19 protein-coding genes are annotated in these 22,306 nt (G+C 54.9%); all 19 read left to right on the forward strand.

Translation table 11 applies throughout. The features are described 5' to 3' along the window. The first annotated feature begins 9 nt into the window (after window positions 1-9). The 19 genes from rsmH (at window position 10) to ACN082_RS06650 (ending at window position 22,294) form a co-directional block, all read left to right on the forward strand. Window positions 10-1,005: a 16S rRNA (cytosine(1402)-N(4))-methyltransferase RsmH gene (gene rsmH / locus ACN082_RS06560; protein ID WP_419100049.1), complete on the forward strand. Its 996-nt coding sequence runs from the start codon at window positions 10-12 to the stop codon at window positions 1,003-1,005. Next, entirely contained in the window at window positions 1,002-1,658 is a 657-nt protein-coding gene (locus ACN082_RS06565; protein ID WP_419100050.1) for a hypothetical protein, read from the forward strand. Before rsmH ends, ACN082_RS06565 begins: the two co-directional genes overlap by 4 nt. 87 nt (window positions 1,659-1,745) lie before the next feature. Then, a complete protein-coding gene (locus ACN082_RS06570) occupies window positions 1,746-3,617 on the forward strand; it encodes a peptidoglycan D,D-transpeptidase FtsI family protein (protein WP_419100051.1) in 1,872 nt (623 codons plus the stop codon). Window positions 3,618-3,699: 82 nt separating this feature from the next. After that, window positions 3,700-5,394, forward strand: coding sequence for a UDP-N-acetylmuramoyl-L-alanyl-D-glutamate--2,6-diaminopimelate ligase (locus tag ACN082_RS06575; RefSeq protein ID WP_419100052.1), 1,695 nt, complete (start codon window positions 3,700-3,702; stop codon window positions 5,392-5,394). 14 nt (window positions 5,395-5,408) lie between these two features. Further along, window positions 5,409-7,004 carry a UDP-N-acetylmuramoyl-tripeptide--D-alanyl-D-alanine ligase gene (locus ACN082_RS06580; RefSeq protein WP_419100053.1) on the forward strand — a complete coding sequence of 532 codons (1,596 nt, stop codon included), beginning with the start codon at window positions 5,409-5,411 and terminating at the stop codon, window positions 7,002-7,004. A 21-nt stretch (window positions 7,005-7,025) separates the two neighbouring features. Further along, complete coding sequence (gene mraY / locus ACN082_RS06585) at window positions 7,026-8,144, forward strand: phospho-N-acetylmuramoyl-pentapeptide-transferase (protein WP_419100054.1); 1,119 nt, start codon at window positions 7,026-7,028, stop codon at window positions 8,142-8,144. Further along, the gene (murD, locus tag ACN082_RS06590) at window positions 8,144-9,679 is read left to right on the forward strand and encodes a UDP-N-acetylmuramoyl-L-alanine--D-glutamate ligase (protein ID WP_419100055.1); all 1,536 of its coding nucleotides are present in this window, start codon (window positions 8,144-8,146) and stop codon (window positions 9,677-9,679) included. The genes mraY and murD overlap by 1 nt, the downstream gene beginning before the upstream one ends. Window positions 9,680-9,776: 97 nt before the next feature. After that, a complete protein-coding gene (locus tag ACN082_RS06595) occupies window positions 9,777-11,609 on the forward strand; it encodes an FtsW/RodA/SpoVE family cell cycle protein (protein WP_419100056.1) in 1,833 nt (610 codons plus the stop codon). Between the two features lie 100 nt (window positions 11,610-11,709). Further along, a complete protein-coding gene (murG, locus tag ACN082_RS06600) occupies window positions 11,710-12,807 on the forward strand; it encodes an undecaprenyldiphospho-muramoylpentapeptide beta-N-acetylglucosaminyltransferase (protein WP_419100057.1) in 1,098 nt (365 codons plus the stop codon). Further along, window positions 12,804-14,294 (forward strand): UDP-N-acetylmuramate--L-alanine ligase, encoded by a 1,491-nt coding sequence (gene murC / locus ACN082_RS06605; protein WP_419100058.1) that lies wholly within the window; start codon window positions 12,804-12,806, stop codon window positions 14,292-14,294. Before murG ends, murC begins: the two co-directional genes overlap by 4 nt. After that, a complete protein-coding gene (locus ACN082_RS06610; protein WP_419100059.1) occupies window positions 14,294-15,241 on the forward strand; it encodes a cell division protein FtsQ/DivIB in 948 nt (315 codons plus the stop codon). Before murC ends, ACN082_RS06610 begins: the two co-directional genes overlap by 1 nt. A gap of 192 nt (window positions 15,242-15,433) precedes the next feature. Further along, entirely contained in the window at window positions 15,434-16,642 is a 1,209-nt protein-coding gene (ftsZ, locus tag ACN082_RS06615) for a cell division protein FtsZ (protein ID WP_419100060.1), read from the forward strand. Between the two features lie 111 nt (window positions 16,643-16,753). Then, window positions 16,754-17,554 (forward strand): polyphenol oxidase family protein, encoded by an 801-nt coding sequence (locus tag ACN082_RS06620; protein ID WP_419100061.1) that lies wholly within the window; start codon window positions 16,754-16,756, stop codon window positions 17,552-17,554. A gap of 25 nt (window positions 17,555-17,579) precedes the next feature. Further along, complete coding sequence (locus ACN082_RS06625) at window positions 17,580-18,392, forward strand: YggS family pyridoxal phosphate enzyme (protein WP_419100062.1); 813 nt, start codon at window positions 17,580-17,582, stop codon at window positions 18,390-18,392. A 141-nt stretch (window positions 18,393-18,533) separates the two neighbouring features. Continuing rightward, window positions 18,534-19,217: a cell division protein SepF gene (locus ACN082_RS06630; RefSeq protein WP_419100063.1), complete on the forward strand. Its 684-nt coding sequence runs from the start codon at window positions 18,534-18,536 to the stop codon at window positions 19,215-19,217. 14 nt (window positions 19,218-19,231) lie between these two features. Then, window positions 19,232-19,531: a YggT family protein gene (locus ACN082_RS06635; protein ID WP_419100064.1), complete on the forward strand. Its 300-nt coding sequence runs from the start codon at window positions 19,232-19,234 to the stop codon at window positions 19,529-19,531. A 361-nt stretch (window positions 19,532-19,892) separates the two neighbouring features. Beyond that, entirely contained in the window at window positions 19,893-20,603 is a 711-nt protein-coding gene (locus ACN082_RS06640) for a DivIVA domain-containing protein (RefSeq protein WP_419100065.1), read from the forward strand. Window positions 20,604-20,751: 148 nt separating this feature from the next. Next, a complete protein-coding gene (gene lspA, locus ACN082_RS06645) occupies window positions 20,752-21,324 on the forward strand; it encodes a signal peptidase II (RefSeq protein ID WP_419100066.1) in 573 nt (190 codons plus the stop codon). Window position 21,325: 1 nt separating this feature from the next. Next, a complete protein-coding gene (locus ACN082_RS06650; RefSeq protein ID WP_419100067.1) occupies window positions 21,326-22,294 on the forward strand; it encodes an RluA family pseudouridine synthase in 969 nt (322 codons plus the stop codon). Window positions 22,295-22,306: the final 12 nt, after the last annotated feature.

A 22,306-nucleotide genomic window follows, 5' to 3' on the forward strand; every position in this document is an offset into this window, starting at 1 on the left:
GCTAAAACCTTGACTCAGGTAGAGAACATCTCACCCGGCAAGGCTGCCAAAGACAGGCACGTTCCGGTCATGCTTGACCGTTGCCTGGACCTTCTTGCGCCCGCAATCTCCCGCCCAGGTGCTGTGGTTATTGATGGAACACTCGGTATGGGTGGGCATTCAGAGGCTATGCTGGAACGATTTGAGGGGCTGACCCTGATCGGTATCGATCGTGATCTCATGGCTCACCGGTTGGCAGGTGAGCGCCTTGCTCGTTTTGGTAAGCGCTTTATCCCGGTACACGCCGTCTACGATGAGATTCCCCGGGCTATGGAGGAAGCCGGTGTCAGCGAGGTCGATGGTGTTCTCTTTGATCTGGGCGTTTCATCCATGCAACTCGATGAACGTGAACGCGGTTTTGCCTACTCCTACGACGCACCTTTGGACATGCGCATGGACGGCACGGAAGAACTCACCGCAGCAATCGTAGTGAACACTTACGAAGAGACTGAACTGCGGCGTATTATTCGCCAGTGGGGCGAGGAAAAGTTTGCTGCCCGCATCGCTCAGAGAATCGTGGCGGCCCGCGCTGAACGGCCTTTTGAAACGACGGGTGAGTTGGTTAAGGTTATTCAGCAGGCTGTTCCTCTTGCCGCACAACGTAAAGGCGGTCACCCCGCTAAGCGCTCCTTCCAGGCGCTCCGTATTGAAGTTAACCATGAACTTGATGCGCTCGAACGAGCTATCCCCGCCGCAATTGATGCCTTGAATATGGGTGGTCGGTGTGTTGCCATGAGCTATCACAGCCTGGAAGACAAAATTGTTAAGCGGAGCTTCACCGCATGTTCAACATCGAGTGCACCCAAGGGTTTCCCCGTGGAGCTTGAGGAACACAAACCCGAACTTAAGATTATAACTCGGGGTGCTGAGCCTCCCACAGAGCAAGAAATTCAAGAAAACCCGCGGGCGGCCTCGGCAAAACTAAGAGCAGCAGAAAAAATCAAGACCACTAAGGTAAAACCATGAGCGCGGAACCCCGATTCCCTATTGCAGCTGACTCTGGTACAGCGGATGCTAAACCGCGCCTGACTGTGGTCCCTGCTGAGGCTGGGACTTCCAGCCCGGCACGTCGTCCCCTGTCTCGTTCTCGGTCTTTGAAAGCGCAGTCAAACCGCTGGCGTGTTTTCATTGCCCTGGGTGCAATGCTGGTTGCTTTGCTCACTGTACTTGTACTTAGCATCGTCATGGCGTCTCGTCAGTACAAGCTGGTGGAGCTTCGTTCGCAAGAGCAGGCTCTCAGCCAGGAAAATGAAGCGCTTGTTCAGGAGATTGAGTACTACCAGGCACCCCAGGATCTGGCCATCCGCGCCAGCCAGCTTGGCTTGGTAGCAGGTTCAAGCCAAGCTACGCTGAATCTAAATACGGGAGAGATTACCGGTATTCCTATGGCTGCTGAGAAGGGTCAGGCAGAAAGCAAAAACCGTATTGCCCCTCCGGCTCTGTCCGATACCCAAGCCTATGAGAAAGCTCAGGCCCAGGCCGAGGAAGAGCGCAAGAAGGAGGAACGCAAGAAGCAAGAAGAAGCTAAGGCAAAGGCTAAAGCTAAAGCATCGGCTAGAGCATCATCCAAGGCTTCGCCTCAGCCTTCCGCTCCCTCCAGCGCACCCGCCAACCGGTAACCATGGCTTATACGCTCAGGTGCTTGCCTAAGAAGGCAGGCACCTCAGCGCATCAGCATCAGCGCAACAACCAGGAAGACAGATACCGTGACAGAACCAGGTGGAACCATGAAGGGCTCGCAGTATGAAGATCCCGTTCAGGGGATAAAACAGACTGTAGGGCGCCGTGGATTCTTAACCGGCACTATCGCGGCCGCTGGTTTTGGTCTTGTGGGTGCTCGTCTTGCCTACCTACAGGGGCTTGACCCCGACGGCTTAGCGGATGCTGCAAAGAAGAAAAGAACCCGCGAGCAGGTCATCCCCGCCCTGAGAGGGGAAATTCTCGATATCAACGGTAACGTCCTGGCTCGAAGCGTCCAAAGGTATAACATCACCGTTGATCAGTCCGCAGTTGGCCCCTTCAAAAGGTACGAGGAGGGGAGCAACAAGCCAGTTGAGGTAACTGCCACCGAGCTTGTCTACGAGCTAGCCGATATCCTTGAGATGAAAGATGAGGATGTCAAAAACGCCTTGGACGGCACCCTGCGATACAAGGTAGTTAAAGATAATGTCACTCCTGCTATCTATAACAAGGTTCAAGCACTGGGTGCTCCCTATATATACGGTGAGATTCTGAGCGAACGTAAGTACCCCAACGGGCAGGTTGCTGGGTCAGTAGTAGGTCGCTACAGCATCGTTGAGGAAGCCGTCGACGGGACCAGTAACCAAACCCGAACCGCCAATAACTCTGTGGGTATTGAACGAACCATGGGAGAGCATCTGGCGGGCAAGGACGGACTGCGAGTCTATGAAATCTCCGCTGACGGTATCCGTATCCCTATCGGAGATGAACAGAACACACCCGCTGAAGACGGTAAAAACATTCGCCTTACTATCAACCAAGACGTTCAGTATTTTGCTCAGCAGGTTGTCAAGGCGCGTGCTGATGAGCTCAAAGCTGAGTGGGGCACTGCCATTGTCATGGATGTCCGTGATGGTTCTATCCTTGCGCTCGCGGATTCTTCTACCATGGATCCTGGCTCTGATAAGTTCGAGATTGCAGATATGAATCCCCGTGCTATCTCTCAGGTTTTTGAGCCGGGTTCGACGGAGAAGATCCTGACCACCGCTGCGGTTCTTGATGAGGGGCTGGTGACTCCCGAGACGGTTTTTGACGTGCCCGCCGAGCTAGTGATTGATCAGCAGACCATTACCGATGCTTTCGTTCACCCTGCCCAGAAGCGAACCGTAACTGGAATTATCGCAGACTCCATGAACACGGGTACCGTGATGATGGGGAGCAAACTGACCAAAGAACAGCGCTATAACTGGCTCAAGAAATTTGGCCTGGGAGACTTCACAGGGGTTGAGCTGACCGGTGAGTCTCAGGGACTGGTTAGTGATTGGCGGGATTGGGATATCCGCCAGCAGTACACCGTGCTCTTTGGCCAGGGTATCGCTCAGACGGCCCTCCAGACCGCCATGATTTATCAGGCCATTGCTAACAAGGGCGTCATGCTCAAGCCCCGCATCATCGATGCTGTTCTCGATAATCAGGGGACCGAGGAAAAACGCCCTGTTGAGGAGGGCACCCGAATTGTTAGCGAGGAAACTGCCCGCAAGACCCTGAGCATTATGGAAGCCGTTGTCTACGAGGGCGGTGCCAAGGGTGCCCAGGTTGAGGGGTACAGGGTTGCCGGTAAAACCGGCACCGCTGAAAACGTAGGAAAGAACTCATCGACCTATGACGGTTGGACTACCTCCTTTGTGGGGGTTGCGCCTTCGGAAGATCCGCGCTTTTTGGTCTCTGTCACGATCCATCGCCCTCAAACAACAGCCGCCGCTGTAGGCCTAGCTAACACAACCGAGCAGTTCGCTGAGATTATGGAGAAGACCTTGCACACCTATAACGTGCCGCGTTCTTCAACGGAGCCTCAGCTGACCCCCAAATTTGCCGAGGGTCACGATGAAACCGGCTAAAGTAGAGGCTACGAATAAGGGGCGCTGCCCAGAGCGCCAGATAAAGTTTTAATTTCACTCGCTATACCTGGAGGGAAACCCCGTGAACAATCAAAGACTGCTCAACGGTAGCGCACAGACTCTGCGCCCCCGTCAGGTTAACCGCACCAGCTGTGTGCAGGTTGCTGAGTGGCTGACCGATCTGGGGCAGGAGGCACGACATGTGCAGGAAGCCGCTGCGCCTATTAGCGGTATCACCCTGGACTCGCGTGAGATTCAGAAAGGTGACCTGTATGTTGCTCTGTCGGGGGCAAAGACTCACGGTGCCACCTTTATTGCTGCGGCCTTAGAGCGTGGGGCTTCCGCAGTTTTGACTGATGCTGATGGCCTTGAACTTATAAAGCAGGACGGGGCTTTGCCGCAGGGACTGGGCGTGATTGTGACCGCCGACGTACGGGCAGCGGTTGGGCCACTTTCTGCTCGTATCTACGGTTCTCAGCCTGCAAACGGGGGAGCACCCCGACTCTTTGCCGTGACTGGAACCAACGGCAAGACAACTACCACCTACATGATTAACTCAGCTATGCAGGCTCTGGGCCACACCACGGGCTTGATCGGCACCATTGAGATTTTGGCTGGTGGCCAGGCAATTCCTTCCAAGCTAACAACCCCGGAGTCGCCCCACGTCCATTCTTTGATTGCGCTCATGCGTGAGCAGGGTATCAGCAGCGCAGCTATGGAGGTTTCCTCACACGCTCTGGACTACCGGCGTGTTGATGGCATTCGATACGATGTTGCTGGCTTTACCAACCTGACCCAAGACCACCTAGATTTGCACGGCACCATGGAGAACTATTTTGAGTCCAAGGCCGAGCTTTTCACCCCCCAACGCACCCGCCGTGCGGTGATTACCGTTGACGATGAGTGGGGTCAGAAGATGGCTGACCGTGCTATCAAGAATCTGGGGAGCCGCGCCGTCGTTCGCTTGGCGACCAAGAGGGGTGCTGGCTTTGAAGCCGGGGCGGAGCTGTCTACGCTAGGGCCTTCCGACTGGAAGCTGATTCGCGTTCAGCGGAGCGGAATCGGACACAGCTTTGTGCTGGAACGCGGGGACGGCCTGCAACTGGCAAGCTCGACTCAGCTCCCTGCGGACTTCAACGTCTCAAATGCTGCTCTAGCTGCCCTGATGGTCTTTGAGTCTGTCCAGCATGAAGGGGAGCGGAGCCAGGTGGCAGAGAAGCTCTCTCGCCCTGAAACCCTGGCGCCCGTGGTCCCTGGGCGGATGCAGCTCATTTCTACCGCTCCGACAGCACTGGTCGATTTTGCCCATAATCCCGATGCCCTTAAACGGGCTCTTGAAGCAATCGAACCAGCTAATCCTAAGGGCAAGATTATTATCGTCTTCGGCGCCACCGGTGAACGGGATCAGACCAAACGGCCTCTCATGGGGCAGATTGCCGCATCCTACGCCGACATCGTAATCGTGACCGACGATGATCCGCACCATGAAGCTCCTGGCCCGATCCGTGAGGCCGTTGAATCAGGTGCCTTGGCCGCCGTTGAAGGCGGGGCCCGAGCTCAGCAGGTATTCAATATCGAGCCTCGTTCAGCCGCTATCACCCGGGCTATTGAACTGGCCGGTCCCGAAGACTCTATCCTTATTGCTGGTAGAGGGCACGAGGTGGCTCAGGACGTAGCTGGAACAGACCTTGAACTCGATGACCGAGTCGAAACAGCATGTGCGCTCCTGGCCGCTGGTTACAGCGTCCTACCCGCTTATCAGAACGAACAGAAGTAGCTTAAGGTAAACCCATGATTGAACTGTCTGCCCTTGAGATTACCGCCGCTGTGGGAGGAACCCTATTGGGCCTATCCGAAGCGGAGGCGGCTGCTATTTCGTGTACCTCAGCTACAACCGACTCCCGCCAAGTCACTGCCGGTTGCCTTTTCCTAGCTAAGCCGGGTCAAGTGACTGACGGCCACAATTTCCTACCCCAGGCTTTTGCTGCGGGCTCATGGCTGGCTCTGGTGGAGCGCGAGGTCAAGGACGAAGCTGGGGTTCCCTACCCTTCAGTACTCGTAGATGACGTTGTCCTGGCGATGGGGCAGCTGGCCGCCTTCATCCTTGCTCGTCTGCGTGAACGTGGTGAGGTAACCGTGGTGGGTATTACCGGTTCAGCGGGTAAAACTACGACAAAGGACCTCCTGGCCGCTATCTTTGGAGCAGTGGGCAAGACCGTGGCACCAGTCGGCTCATTCAACGGTGAGGTGGGGGTTCCACTGACCGTGTTCCGTGCGGAGGAAGATACCCGTTATCTGGTCATTGAAATGGGGGCAGACCGGGTCGGCAACATTCGCTACCTGACTGACATGATTCAGCCTGACTACGGAATTATCCTCAAGGTTGGTACCGCTCACGCCGGTGAATTTGGGGGCGTCGATAAGATCGAAGCAACCAAGGGCGAAATGGCTGAAGGTGTTCGTCATGGGTTGGGACTCAACATTGACGATTACAGGGTACGACGCATGATTAACCGTGCAAGTACACCCGTGACTTACTTTGGTGTGGCGGGTCGGGAAGCTGAGCTGACCACCACGTCCAACCCCGGGGTAACCGAGGAACGTGTGATTGCTGAAAACCTGAGCACGAACTCCCAAGGCAAACCTGAATTTACGCTTATTTTCCCTGATGGGCAGAGGTATGAGGTGTCATCCCAGCTCATCGGTGAGCACCACGTCTACAACCTGCTAGCGGCAGCTACCCTTGCCTACCAAGCTGGTATCCCAACCGACGTCATTGCGCAGAACCTTATCTCCTCTGCCGCAGCTTCTAAATGGAGAATGCAACGCACTGACCGGGCCGATGGCGTAACCGTCATTAACGATGCCTACAACGCTAACCCCGAATCCATGACAGCAGCCTTGCAAACTCTTGCTTCTTTGGGCCGGCAACCCGGCACCAACAGAACATGGGCGGTTTTGGGAGCCATGCTGGAGCTGGGGGAGCAGAGCCTCACCGAGCACGACCGAATCGGCCAGCTCGCTGTACGACTCAACATCTCCAAACTAATTGCAGTGGGCGAGATCGCTAAACCGATATATAACACCGCCCATTTGGAAGGTTCCTGGGGGAATGAGGCAACCTGGGTTGCTACCGGCGAAGAGGCCTTCGAACTCTTGCAAGGCCAGCTTGAACCAGGCGACATTGTACTTTTCAAGTCCTCAAATGGAGCTGGCCTGGGCATTCTAGGCCAACAGGTTGCAGACTTTGAGGGCAACCTCACCGTACCGGTGAGCTCAAAAGGCTCAAATCAGCCCTGGAAGAGCGCCGGTGACTTTGCACAACCGCTAAACTCTTTCAGTGGTGCAGAAACTGCTTCTGCCACCAACACTTCAGACAACTTATAACTGGGAAGGCAAAGACACCACATGATTTCTATCTTGTTGGCTGCGGCTTTGGGCCTGATCATTTCGATTGCAGCGACTCCGGTCTATACCCAATGGCTGGTCAAGCAGCAATTCGGACAGTTCATCCGCGAAGACGGGCCCACATCACACCAGGTTAAACGCGGCACCCCCACTATGGGTGGTGTGGTGATGATGGTAGCCACCGTACTCGGTTTCTTCCTTTCCATGGCCTTGACCCCCTTGCTGACAGGCGTGGGGCAGGCCCCTTCCGCTTCGGTCTTACTGACCATGTTCCTTATGCTGGGCATGGCCGGCGTGGGTTTCATTGACGATTTCTCAAAGATTTGGAAGAAGCAAAGCGAAGGCCTGACACCTAAGGGCAAGATTATTCTGCAGGGGCTCATCGGCACGCTTTTTGCGGTAGGTGTTCTCCTGATCAAGGATGACCGGGGCTGGTCACCTGCCAGCTACCACCTATCCTTCACCCGTGATATCTCTTGGCTGAACCTGGCTTTTGCTGGCCCTCTTATTGGCATGATTCTCTTCATTATCTGGGCTAATCTGATTGCCACGGCAACCACTAACGCGGTTAACCTGACCGATGGTCTAGACGGCCTGGCAACCGGCGCAGCCATTATGGTCTTCAGCGGCTACCTTTTGATTTCTATGTGGCAGGCTCAGCACCTGTGCGTTCCCGGCTCCTTGGACAGGGTCTGCTATGAGGTTCCTGATTCCGGCCAAATGGCGGTTCTTGCCGCTTCACTGATTGGTGCCCTCATCGGCTTTCTCTGGTGGAACACCTCACCGGCAACCATCTTCATGGGAGATACCGGATCATTGGGCCTGGGTGGCGCACTGGCTGCTTTCGCCATTATTACCCGCACCCAGATGCTCCTGCCCATCATCGCGGGGCTCTTCGTGACGATTGCTATCTCCGTTATTCTGCAGGTGGGTTACTTCAAGCTCAGTGGTGGTAAGCGCATCTTCCGTATGGCTCCCCTCCAGCACCACTTTGAATTGAAGGGCTGGGCCGAGGTCAACGTCGTTATCCGCTTCTGGATTCTGGCGGGCCTCTTTGTAGCGGTAGCCCTCGGTATTTTCTACGGCGACTGGCTTATTATCAACGGAGGTGCCTTCTAATGCAGGCAACAAACGCTAATCCCGTGTACGGCTACGAGCGACTTGAATCGCTAACCCGTTGGGAATCTGACTGGGCTGGGTTGCGTGTTGTAGTGGCGGGTCTTGGTATCAGCGGTTTCTCAGCAGCAGACACTCTGATTGAACTGGGAGCTCGTGTTGTTGTCGTCGATGGGAATGATAACGAGGTCACCCGTGGCAAAGCAGACACCCTGGCGATTGTTGGTTCTGCCGGGTCTGTACTGGGGCCCGACGCTATGGAAGCGCTTCCCCTGGTAGACGGTCAGCCAGCAGAGCTCGTCGTGACCTCACCCGGGCTTGCCCCTACCATCGGCATCCTGGCCGATGCTGTAGGCCAGAAAATCCAAATCTGGGGAGATGTTGAACTTGCCTGGCGACTGCGTGAGAGGCAGGGACGAACCCTAGTACCCTGGCTCTGTATCACCGGTACCAATGGCAAAACCACCACCGTTGGCATGACTGAATCAATTCTGCAAACGGCAGGTCACAAGGCTATCGCGGTGGGCAACGTGGGTACACCTATCCTCGATGCCCTGCGTGACCCGGTTGATTACGACTTCTTCACCGTTGAACTCTCTAGTTTCCAGCTCCACTGGACCTACTCCATGTCACCGCTCGCTTCAGTTGTGCTGAATGTGGCGGAGGACCACGTGGACTGGCATCAAGGCTACGCCAACTATCTGGCCGATAAGGCACGCATTTACGAGAACACTCAGGTTGCCTGCATCTTTAACGCCAACCAGCAAGAAATTGTTCAGATGGTTGAAGAAGCTGACGTAGTTGAGGGCGCACGAGCTATCGGTTTTTGGGCTGATACCCCCGGGCTTTCTATGGTCGGTGTTATTGACGGTTTACTCGTTGATCGTGCTTTCCTCGAAGACCGCCGCAACCAGGCTTTAGAGCTGGCAGAGGTTGCCGATACCGGACAGCTTCCCACCAGACACACGGTGGAGAACGCGCTGGCCGCCGCTGCCCTGGCACGAGCTGCCGGGATCTCTCCCGAGGAGGTCAAAGCGGGTCTACTGAACTATCAGCCGGGTGCTCACCGTATCCAGCTTGTGGCTAATACTCACGGGGTGCTCTGGGTCAATGACTCCAAAGCCACCAACCCGCACGCAGCCAACGCGTCTTTGAGTTCTTTCACGCCCGTGATTTGGGTTGCCGGGGGGCTTTCCAAGGGAGTTACCTACGATGAGTTGGTAGCTGAACATAAGGACAGGCTCAAAGCCGTTGTCGTCATCGGAACCGATACCGCTGCCCTGATTTCAGCTTTGGCTAAGCAGGCACCGGCAGTGCCCGTCTATAACATGACTGAGAGCCCGCTCCTAGCTGATGCTCGTGACGGAAGAGCCGTCATGGGACTTGCTGTGGCTAAAGCCCACGAACTCTCAGCCCAGAATGACACGGTTCTTATGGCCCCCGCAGCGGCTTCTATGGACCAGTTCGTTTCTTACGCCGATAGAGGCAATGCCTTCATCGACGCGGTAGCAGATCTTGTGAACCAGATTAATTCTTAGTACTAACAGGGGGAGCACCGATACGTCTCGGTGCTCTTCTTCCAGCATCTAACCCGCCGGGTGAGTGCCACCTGACTGAAGAGAAGAGAACCGGAGCATGAACCTTACAGCCTCCCCATCATCGAAGAATCAGCAGAGCCGGCTGGGCGGTTTGATCACCAAGGTCCGGGATATCTGGGAGCAGGCCCAAACACGGTTGGGCTCGATGGTGCTGACCGATGTGCCCATCGTCCTGTCTGTTGCTGCGTTTGTTCTATCTATCTTTGGTGTGATGATGGTTCTTTCGGCATCAAGTGTGGAGCAGATTTCCGTGGGGCACACTCCCTATGGGCAGGCCAGCACCCAGGGGGTATTCGCTGCGGTTGGCATCCTGCTCATGCTGATTGTGGGGTTCCTGGTACCTGTTAGGTTTTATAGGCCACCGCTCGCGCTTAACCTCGCGATGCTGGTTGTTGTTGCCCTTCTCGTTGCCGTGATGTTTTTTGGAAGTGTGGTTAACGGTAATCGCAACTGGCTGAATGTTTTTGGCTTCAGTATGCAGCCTTCTGAGTTTGCCAAGCCCGTGATGATTTTGTGGTTAGCCTCCGTATACTCCCGCCAGGGCAGAATTGACCGGGGGACAACTGGTCAGGCGCTCTATAAAGCGCTCTTTCCCGCGATCCTGGGGTTTGGCTTGGTCGTGGCTCTCATTTTGGCCGGTCACGACGCTGGGACGGTTCTGATTTACGTTATGTTCTTCGGAGCTATCTTCATGGCTGCGCGCCCGTCGCCTTCAACGGTTCGCATCGGCATTGTGGCACTCTTGATTGGGGCTCTTGCTCTGGTAGTAACCAGCCCTAACCGTATCGAGCGTATCCTTAACACCTTTTCTTTCTGGAGCGAATGCCAGGAAGCGACCTGTGATCAGGCAAACTCAGGCTTGGCAGCGCTGGCAACCGGTGGGTTCTGGGGGGTTGGCTTAGGCCAGTCTCGTCAGAAATATAATTACCTTCCTGAGGCCCACAACGACTACATCTTTGCTGTGATCGGTGAAGAGCTGGGGCTGGTGGGCGCGGTAGCTCTGATTCTCTTGTACGCTGCCCTCATCTACTGCTCCATGCGTATTCTTTTGCGTTCTTCAGATTTGTTTATCCGTTACGCGACCATTGGCATCATCACCTGGATAGCCGGTCAGGCTTTGCTAAACATCAGCATGGTCGTTGGCATCATGCCCGTTATTGGTGTGCCCTTGCCTTTCATTTCTGCCGGTGGTTCTTCTCTGGTCTCCGTGCTATTTGGTGTGGGCGTGCTGATTGCCTTCGCCCGGCAGACCCCGCTTAACCCGATTGTGGGGGAACGTACCGGCCTGGTAAACGCCAAGAAGCAAAAGGACGATGCCCGTCGCGTGGCTCTTGGGCGTGTGGTTGCTCGAGAACAGATTGCACTAGCCAAGGACCCCGATGGTGCCGGGTGGACCCTTGAAAAGTTCCTGGACCGGTGGAAGGCCCTCGTTGATGGAGGCAAGGCTCGCCCCAATGGTAAAAGTCATAACCGCTCGCAAGGAAAGGCGTCGGCTCTGGGTGAGAGCCAGGCTTCGGTACCGCGACAGCAGACAAGAAGGCCGGGGCAGGCTCCTGTGCCTGGAGGCCAAAAGCTAGCGACTACTGCACCGCGCTTAAGCACCGGTGAGCCCCTTCGTCCTCAGCGGACTCAGCAGAAGCCGCCGGCTTCATACCAGAGTGGCTCAGTTCAGGCTTCTGGCTCAGCCACACGGCCTCCAGCAAACGCTGAAGGCACCACTGCACCAGCTCCTAAACCCCAGCATCAGGTAAAGCAGGCTCCTGCTGAGGGGAGCGCCCATGTTCAGCGCCTAGCCCCACAAGAGCGGAAAGTTCCTCAAGGCCTGCGTACCATCCGCAAGGCACGAGATTTACCTAATCACAAAAAATAAGGGCAGGTTACACTGAACCCTTTGCGCTCAAAGTGTGCCAAGAGCCCATGACGCGTAAACTTAAGGGGCGAAACTGAACCCTAAGGGAGTGAAATATCCTATGACCCATGCACCTACTGTCGTGCTTGCCGGTGGCGGAACTGCCGGGCATATTAACCCTATGCTTGCTATCGCTCGGGCTATCCAAGACCGTGAGCCGGAGGCAAGGATTCTTACGGTAGGTACCGAAAACAGCATGGAGGCTACCCTGGTTCCCGAAGCTGGATTTGAGATTAGCTTTATCCCTAAGGTTCCTTTCCCCCGCCGTCCCAGCCTCGAAGCTCTGAAATTCCCCCTGCGCTTTCGCGGTTCCCTAAAGCAGGCGGAGAGCATCCTGCGCGATACCAAAGCGGACGTCCTGGTTGGTGTCGGTGGATATGTCTGCACACCCATGTACCTTGCTGCCCACAAGCTAAATATTCCTGTGGTTATTCATGAGGCAAATGCTAAGCCCGGGTTGGCCAACAAAGCCGGTGCTAGGAAAGCTGCCCTGGTGGCCACTGCATTCCCCGATACCCCCATTGCCGGGGCGCGAACTGTGGGTATGCCGATGCGCCAGAACATTGCCTCTCTTAACCGGCCAGAGGCTCAAAAAGGTTCACGTGAACGTCTGGGGCTTGACCCCGATAGACCAACTCTGGTTGTCACGGGTGGATCGCTCGGCGCTTTGAACCTCAACCGTGCTATCTCTGAGATTATCGATGAGGTTCAGCCTGCCGGTTACCAGCTGCTTCATATCACCGGGCGCGATAAGGCGCTTAAAGATGCTGCCGGTGAGCTTAGGCAGGCACCCGGGTACCGTCAGGTGGAGTTCGTGACATCTATGGAAGACGTTTATGCTGCAGCGGATTTGATGATTGTGCGATCCGGCGCGGCAACCGTCAGCGAGATTGCAGCTGTTGGTTTGCCCGCAATTTTTGTGCCTCTGCCTATCGGTAATGGCGAGCAGGCCCTAAATGCGCAGTCTTTGGTATCTGCGGGTGCCAGCATACTGGTCAAGGACTCAGATTTCACTGCTAGCTGGTTCCGGGCTAATGTCCCGGCGCTTCTTGCAGATAAGGCTAAACTTAGCGACATGGCAGAAAAGTCCTACCGGCACGGCATCCGTGATGCCTCGCAGGTGATGGCAGAAGAAGTATTGAAGGCGGCTCGCGCATGACTGACTCATTGCTGGATCTTTCGATTGATCTTCCGGCACCTCTTAACCCTCCTTTCCCGGAACGGCCTGTGCTCTCTGAGCTAGGGGCAGTACATTTTGTGGGTATCGGCGGTGCTGGCATGTCTGCTGTTGCCCGTTTGATGCTGAGTGCCGGTATGTCCGTGAGCGGTTCAGACCAGTCAGAAAGCCCGGCTCTTGCCTCCTTGAGGGAATTGGGGGCCAAAGTTTCGGTCCCGCAGTCTGCTGAGAACATCGCTGGCGCTGATACCGTGGTCATCTCAACCGCTATCCAGGAAACTAACCCGGAACTGGCGGAGGCCCGCGCTCGGGGCCTGCGTATCCTTCATCGTTCAGAGGCACTTGCGGCCACCATGCGTGATTCACAGGTTATCGCTGTGGCGGGCACCCACGGCAAGACTACGACCAGCTCTATGATGTCTGTGATGTTCGACGGTCTGGGGCTGGCACCCTCGTTTGCTGTTGGGTCAACTATTGCCGGGTTTAACACCAACGCCCACCTGGGGGCGGCAGGGCCGGGCTCCTGGTTTGTGGCAGAGGCCGATGAATCTGACGGTTCTTTCGTGCGCTACCGCCCTGAGATTGCGGTGATTACTAACGCAGAACCCGACCACCTCGACTTTTACGGCACAGATGAACGGGTATTTGAGGCTTTCCACCGCTTTATTTCCTCTATGGCTCCCGGTGGAGTCTTTGTGACCTGCGCCGATGACCGTGGTTCTGCCTTGCTTGCCTCGCGCGCACTTGCAGCTGGAGTGCATGTTGTGACTTACGGTGAGAGTGAAGACGCCATGGTACGGATTACAGGTATCACCTCTGAAGGCACCGAATGCTCATCAAACCTTGTGTGGGATTTTACAGTAGCCCATAAAGCTCACAGCGGGCATATTACTCTGACCCTTCCCGTCCCGGGGATTCATAACCAGCTTAACGCTACAGCTGCATTTGTGTGCGCTCTGATAGCAGGTGCGAGCCCTGAAGCCGCGGTTGGTGCGCTCAGCCAATTTTCGGGCACTGACCGTCGCTTTACGCTACGCGGTGAGGCGGCCGGTGTGAAGGTCTTTGACGATTATGCCCACCATCCCACCGAAGTGCATAGGGCCCTAGAAACCGGGCGGACAGTAGCTGAGGGGCATAACCTCTATGTTATTTTCCAGCCCCACCTCTTCTCGCGGACCAAAGAATTTGCTCGTGAATTTGCGGAATCTTTAGCTCAAGCTGATCGGTCATACGTTGTAGATATCTACCCGGCGCGCGAACAGCCCATTGAGGGTGTTACCAGCCATTTGATCACCGATGCGGGGTTCTCTGAGGTCCATTATGCTGCTAACGTCGATGAGGCACTTGATGCCCTTGTCGCCGCGGCCTTACCGGGCGACATCATTATGACGGTGGGAGCAGGGGATGTAACGAACCTTGGTCAGGTTCTCGTGCACAAGCTCTCTGATCGTGAAAGTGTGCGGGGCTAGTGGAGGAGCGCAATCAGGGCCCACAAGCTGATGAAGCTACTTCTTCGGCAACAGGTAAGGCAGGTAAACCGCGTATTAGGCTGAACTCTTCCAAGGTTGCACAGCTCGAAGAGTCGAATGACAATTTGGTTGATCTCTCAGAGAACAGCAAATTTGCTCAATGGCGTCAAAACCATAGCAAGATTTCTCCTGATCCTGTCATCGCAGAGGATGGGGGCAACCAACCTGCCCCTATTGCCCTCAACTCACGGCGAAAGAATCGCTGGAATTGGAAGAACTGGCTGTATGCAAGTTTGGCCTTGCTGGCTCTTGCAGCTCTATTTATTGGCCTTGTCTTCTTTTCACCTTTGTTGGCAACCCGCATTATCAAGGTGGAGGGAGCCTCTCTGCTTGATGAAGCAACTATCCAAGAGCAACTCAAGCAACTTGAGGGTGTGCCGATGACCCAAATTACAGAGTCTGAGGTAGCTTCGCTTATTGGTAATGAGAATGTACTTTACGGCCTTACCTTGCAAGCTAAACCTCCTCATGAGCTAGTTGTCCAGCTTCGTGAACGAGTTCCGGTTGCAGTTGTTGATAACGAGGGGATTTTTGTTCTCGTCGATAACGAGGGTGTACAGCTTGGTACAGCTCCTTCTGTTGAAGCTGCTGGGGTTCCTCTGGTCAGTGGCGGGCTCGAGATTCTGGGGAACGGGGCCTTCCATACCGTAACAACAGTGCTGGCCGCTCTGCCGACCTCTATCCTGTCGCAGGTATCGGAAGCTAAGGCCGATTCCGCTTCGACTATCACCCTGGAGATGGTAGACGGAACGAAGGTCGTATGGGGCACTCCAGACGAAAGTGAACTTAAAGCTAAGGTTTTAGTTCAGCTGATGACATCTGTGGGTGCAGAAACTGCGGTCCAAACCTATGACGTCTCAAGTCCCCTTGTCCCCACCGTCAAATAGTTTCAACTTTTACCTAAGGTTGTTCTTTACCTAGAGATTTTCTGAGAAAAATAAGGCCTGAGGTAAAACTGGGGCGACATTGTTGGGTGAAGTTGATAATCTTTCATTGATTGAATCAATAGTTTTGTGCCAAATTCAACCTTAAATCTAAGGTTGATTTGCTCTGAAAACAGTAAACATAGTAGGGAATCCATGGATACAACAACTCCCCAGAACTACCTGGCAGTTATTAAGGTCGTCGGTATTGGTGGCGGCGGTGTCAACGCCGTCAACCGCATGATTGAGGTTGGTCTGCGAGGCGTTGAGTTTATCGCCATCAACACCGACGCTCAGGCGCTCCTGATGTCAGATGCCGATGTCAAGCTTGATGTAGGCCGTGAGCTGACTCGCGGTCTTGGTGCAGGCGCTAACCCCGATGTTGGTCGTCAGGCAGCTGAGGATCATGAACAGGAAATCGAAGAGGTCCTCAAGGGTGCCGACATGGTTTTCGTCACCGCTGGTGAAGGCGGTGGCACCGGTACTGGTGGCGCTCCCGTTGTAGCCCGTATCGCTCGCTCTCTTGGTGCCCTGACCATTGGCGTTGTCACCCGCCCCTTTACTTTTGAAGGTCGTCGTCGCTCCAACCAGGCAGAAACCGGTATCGCAGCACTGCGCGATGAGGTTGATACTCTCATTGTCATTCCTAACGACCGCCTGCTGTCTATCTCAGACCGCAACGTTTCTATGCTCGACGCTTTCAAGTCAGCTGACCAGGTTCTGCTCTCGGGTGTACAGGGTATCACCGACCTCATCACCACCCCCGGTCTGATTAACCTTGACTTTGCAGACGTTAAGTCCGTTATGCAAGGCGCCGGTTCGGCACTTATGGGTATCGGTTCGGCATCGGGTGAAGACCGTGCTGTTAAGGCAGCTGAGCTGGCTATTGCCTCCCCGCTACTGGAGGCTTCTATCGACGGTGCGCATGGCGTTCTACTGTCGATTCAGGGTGGTTCTGACCTGGGTCTCTTTGAAATCAACGAAGCCGCACGCCTGGTTCAGGAGGTTGCCCACCCCGATGCAAACATCATTTTCGGTGCCGTTATCGATGATGCCTTGGGCGATGAAGCTCGCGTGACCGTTATTGCTGCAGGTTTTGATTCGGTAAACCCCGAGACCAATTCCAACAACAACAGCGCAGCTAACACCCAGGCCGCTCGCACCCAGCAGAGCTTCGGCAACGCTTCAGCTGCTCCAGTGGCTCCCGGCAATGGCTTTGGTGCTGCACCTGCTCCTAACGCATGGAACGGCAGCGGTGCGGATATCCCCACCAACGCAGGTTTTGACGTTGATCTTCCCCCCGTTGTTGAAGATACTCAGGCAACTCGTCGTGACACCCTCGATGTGCCCGACTTCCTCAAGTAAGCCCCGGCAGCCGGTAGCTTAGTGCAGGACTAAGAGATGTGAGGGTGAAAGCTGGAAACAGCTTTCACCCTCCTTTGCATTTAAAAGATGGTCAGTGAACAAAGGACAGTCATGCCTCAAACCTCTGCGCGGTTATTTTCTGAACACCTTGCACACACCTCAGATGGATCGAGGGTCCACATCGGCTTTACAGCGATAGGGGCTGGTAACTTAGGCCTACATGTGGGGGAGAACCTTGAAGAAGTTCTGGAGAATAGGCGGGAGTTGGAAAGTGAACTACTCGGCGGGGCGAGGGAGCAGGGCTTTATCTACCTCAACCAGGTGCACGGTACAGATATCTTCGATGCTGATTCGAGGCCAAGGATCGAGTCTAAGGGTTCTGAGCCTGACCAGCTCCTGGAGCTGGCTCCGGTGGCGGATGCTGCAAGCTCTAGCCAGGGGGTTCCCTTGGCTATCATGGTTGCTGACTGTATTCCCATAGTTTTTGTCGGTGAAGATAGTCGCAGCGGTAGCCCCATCATTGGTGTAGCCCATGCTGGGCGAAGGGGGCTGCTGGACGGGGTAATTCAGCGTGAGGTTGATGACCTCAAAGCTCGAGGTGCCGTGGGTTTAAGGGCCTGGCTGGGCCCCTCAATCTGCGGAAAATGTTACGAAGTGCCCCAGCAGATGCGTGATGAGTCAGCTAACTTATTGCCCGAGGTGGAGTCTCTGACCAGCTGGGGGACACCTGCTTTGGACTTGCCTGCTGGAGCAGGCGCTATCCTTGTCAAGCTCTTAGGGGAGGGGGCTGTTTCTAGCCAGCTCGGGGCCTGTACCTTTGAAAACCATGACGTTTTCTCGCACCGAGGGCACACCCTAAACGGTGAGCCTGCCGGGCGCATTGCTGGGCTAGTCTGGATTGAGAAGAATTAGAGTTCAAGGAATCGGGAGTATCGAGATGGGATTGGTGTACGGCGCGGAGCGAGCATCTGATCTTGCCGGGAGGTTAGCTAGCGTCCGGGTAACTATTGAGCAGGCCGCCGCACAGGCCGGTGGGGCCAGGGTGAGCTCTGACCCACTTCCTGAGCTGGTAGTGGTCACAAAGTTCTTCCCAGCCTCAGATGTGGCGGCACTCTATGATGTGGGAGTGCGGCGCGTGGGGGAGAACCGGGACCAGGAGGCCGCCGCTAAGGCACAGGAACTGGCTGCCTATACTGGCTCCGCGGATCCCTTGAACTGGTCTTTTATCGGGCAGCTCCAAACCAACAAAGCCAAGTCAGCGGTACAGTATGCTACGGAGGTTCAATCAGTAGACCGAGCACAGCTTGTGACAGCCTTGTCCAAGGCATACGGTAATCGCTTAGCACGGTATGAAGCGGGGGAATGTCAAGCGCCCGCAGGCATGAAGCATGGTGGCCTGCGCTGTCTGATCCAGGTAAGTCTTGAAGAGTCGGGTCTTGTCACTGCTGGGCAGGCTGCCCAGGGGTATCGGGGCGGTGCGGCTCCTGACCATATTGAGTCGCTGGCTGAGCTTATCAGCAACTCGCCGGGGCTGACTCTGGGCGGCTTGATGGCGGTGGCCCCTCTTGGGCAGGACCCCTATGCAGCCTTTGAACGGCTCTACGGCTATGCCCAAAAACTACAGGAGCGACACCCCGAAGCAACTGAGATTTCAGCAGGTATGAGTCAAGATTTGGAGGCGGCTATATACTGGGGGGCAACTACAGTTCGTGTGGGATCGCAAATTATGGGGTCCCGGCCAAGTGCCTAATTTCACCGAGAATAGGAAGGCAATGCTGTGGCTGGCCTGCACGAAATAAGGCGGAGTTTTTGGTACTGTAAAAGGTTGTTGGAACATAGGCAAAAATACCGCAGAGAGCGGTATATGTAGCCGTTCAGAGGGAGGGCATAGATGGCTCGCACACTACATCAGGCCATGGCCTATTTAGGCTTGGGTCAAGTTGAGCACGATGACGACAGGGCCGATCAAGCCCATCGTCACCCCGAAACGGTCTATGAAGAAACCGTTTTTGAGGCTGATGACCGATACGAACAGTATGCCTACGAGTCGGATCGCCCCGCTGAGACTGTCTATGCAGAAACAGCTGAACGTGACGTTCTGCGGGGAATCTCCCCGGAGAATTCGCGGTACCAAAGTGACCGGGCAGGCTATGTTGACTCAAAAAACCCCGAAGATCTTTCCAGCGAAGAGGGGAACTCCTGGGAGCCTCTTCCTATTCAATCCTCCCACTCCGGCCAAACAGCAGTAGCCCTACCCAACCAAGAAAGCAGTGAAGAATTGAGCCGCATTACCACGATTCACCCTCGGTCCTACAACGATGCAAAGATTATTGGGGAGTCTTTCCGCGAAAACATTCCGGTCATCATGAACGTGACCGATATGGGGGATAACGACGCTAAGCGTCTAATCGACTTTTCAGCAGGTCTTGCTTTTGCACTCAACGGCCACATCGAGCGTGTGACTGACAAAGTTTTTCTGCTGACCCCAGCCAACCTTGAGGTTCTGGGCGCTGAAGGTGTTGAGGTACCTGTTGCGCTAGACAGCGACGAAGCCACTCCCTTTAACCAGATTTAGTCAAGAGACCTTACATGGGTTACATTTTTGCTGTCCTAGCAGTCCTGGTCTACCTTCTGATCGTGCTCTTTATGGTGCGGTTAGTCTTTGACTGGGTGCAGATGTTTGCGAGATACTGGCGACCGCGCGGCTTAGCTTTGATTTTGGCATCATTGGTCTACTCAGTAACAGATCCACCCATGAACCTGGCCCGGCGCTACATCAAGCCCCTGAACCTTGGATCATTTTCCCTGGATCTTGGCTTTATGATTCTGTTGATGGCCCTGTTTATTGGTTACCAGCTTCTGATCTCTTTGACAGCAAGCTTTTCTTAAAACCACTAGTCAAACAGCTAGTTGCGTGAAGCTCAATATAAGACCAGAGCAAAGACCTAGAAATGTCCAGCACAACGGCTACTTTGTAGGCCAGATAAAGGTAATACCCGCTACAAATGTTGCGACTTTTACATTTGCCAGGTAGTTTTATCTTGTAGTAAATAGGGGTCTACCCGAGCTTTCAGCGCTCTGAAAGTTCGAGCTTCGTTAAGTTAGCGCCAAGCAACTTTAAAAAGTTTCACAGCGCTCAAGATGAGCTAGCCTGCTAGCTATCACCTAAAAGCTTGATATCAGCATACGAACCTGCGCACCGGGGACACTACGGGCGAAGCAAAAGATTAGAAAATAGAGGTGAACGACCGTGGCACTTACGCCTGAGGAAGTTATTAATAAGCGCTTTCAACCGACAAAGTTTAAGGAAGGCTACAACCCAGAAGAGGTTGACGATTTCCTAGACGAGATCGTCATCGAGCTCCGTCGACTGAACGCCGAAAACGCCAGCCTGAAGCGTCAGCTTGAAGAAGCTGAGGCTAAGGTTTCGCTTGCTCCTACCCAGCAGGTAAGTGCACCTCTTGCAGCTGAACCCGAGCCCGTTGTTGAGACTAAAGCAACTCCTGCTCCCGCTGCTGCCCTTGCTGAACCCGCTGCTGCCAGCCCTGCAGATCACTCTGCATCGCCCAGCAGTGCTACCGGCCTGCTGGCTATGGCTCAGAAGGTACACGACGACTACGTATTTGAGGGCAAGCGTGAACGTGACCGCCTCATCAACGAGGGGCGCGAAGAAGCAACCCAGCTCGTTACTGCAGCTCAGGACAAATCAAACCTTGTACTTGGCAACCTTGAGAAGGCCAAGGGGGAACTTGAGGTATCCGTTGCCAAGCTGCGTTCCTTTGAGAACCAGTACCGCACAACACTGCGTGACTACCTGAGCAAGCAACTTGCCAACCTGGAAGAAACTCCCGCACTTGAACCTAAGTCCGAGGCATCCGTTGCAGCCCAGCCCACCCCTTCGCAAGGTGGCGGGAACAATAACCTCGGCCAGCGCGGAGTCTTTAGCAATAACCAGCAGTAGAAAGGCCTAGCCTTTCACAAACAGGCGGCTACCTCACTTTAGTGAGGTGCCGCCTGTCATGTTTAAAACAATTCGTGCTGTCCTTGGTTATGGTGGGAACACGATAAGCTAAGAAGGCAGTTTTATCCAAGGTGGCAGAGAGGCAGTAGTGGCGCAATCACTCAACGAAAATACAAGACTGGTTCCCGTGCGAACAGTCTCTGGTGTAGCTAAAGCTGTTCTTGTCTGGGTTCTGTTTGCTGTGGTGTACGGCGCTGACCAGTGGGTTAAACATATCGTCGAAAGCACCATGCTGCCCGGTGAAAGCATCACTGTGATTGATGGCTTGCTCTGGTGGCGCTTCTACCTAAATTCTGGTGCTGCTTTCTCTATGGGGGAGAACTCCACCTGGATTTTTACGGTGATATCAACGGTGGGAGCTATCGTCACTTCCGTCCTGATTGTGAGGTCCCGTGCTCTTGTCTGGACAATCCTGCTGGCTATCTTAGCGGGGGGCATAGTGGGTAACCTCCACGACCGTCTCATCCGGGAACCGGGTTTCGGTAGGGGGCATGTCGTCGACTATATTTCAGTGCCCAATTTCGCTATTTTCAATATCGCGGATGCAGCCATCTGCATGTCCATGGCCTGCATCGTTCTTCTAACCTTCTTGGGGTACAGGCTCGATGGACAGCGTGAAATCAGTGCAACCACCGTACAGGGGAAGAAAGAAGAAGCCTAGAATGAGTGAGCTTGTAAACATCGAATGTATTGTCAGTGCTGAACAGGCTGGCCTGCGCCTGGACTCTTTGCTAGCCACACTCAGCGGTTATTCCCGGGCCACAGTGAGTAACTGGCTCAAAAATGGCCAAGTAACTCTCACCGACAGTAAAGGCCGCAGCATCAAAACTAAAGCATCTTCCAAGGTCGCCGCAGGCGCAACAATCACTGTTGCCGGTACGCCCCCTCGTGACCTAACTGAAATTGAACCGGAGCATGTGGAAGGGCTGAGCCTGATTTACCAGGATGATGACATCGTGGTGGTTGATAAACCTACCGGTGTTGCTGCCCACCCCTCCATGGGCTGGCACGGCCCCACCGTCCTTGGTGCACTTAAGCACGCAGGTGTTGAGATTGCCACCAGCGGTGCGGCTGAGCGCCAGGGGATTGTGCACCGCCTGGACGTGGGCACCTCCGGCCTTATGGTGGTCACCAAGAATGAGCGTGCCTACTCTGAACTTAAGAAGGCTTTCAAGGAACGGACCGTTACCAAGGTCTATCACACCTTGGTTCAGGGCCTCCCCGATCCGCTCAAAGGCACAATAGATGCGCCTATTGGCCGTCACCCCGGAAGCGAATGGAAATTTGCCGTCAACGAAGATGGAAAACCTGCGGTGACTCACTACGAGGTAGTGGAGGCCTTTGGGCCGGCGTCCTTAGCTGAGGTAAACCTGGAGACAGGCCGCACCCACCAGATCCGTGTGCACTTTTCGGCACTGCGCCACCCATGCGCCGGTGACCTCACCTACGGAGCTGACCCCGCTTTGAGCGCCCACCTGGGGCTTACCCGCCAGTGGCTTCACGCTCACCGCCTGGGCTTTACCCACCCCACGAGCGGGAAAAGGGTGGAGTTTGAGAGCCCCTACCCGCAAGACCTCGCTTACGCCTTAGATGCCCTGCGTCAGGGCAACTTTGGCCCTGACCGCCCCTAACACCGATCCCTC

The organism is Rothia sp. CCM 9417, from assembly GCF_048513575.1.
In the GTDB taxonomy this organism is placed as follows: Bacteria; Actinomycetota; Actinomycetes; order Actinomycetales; family Micrococcaceae; genus Rothia.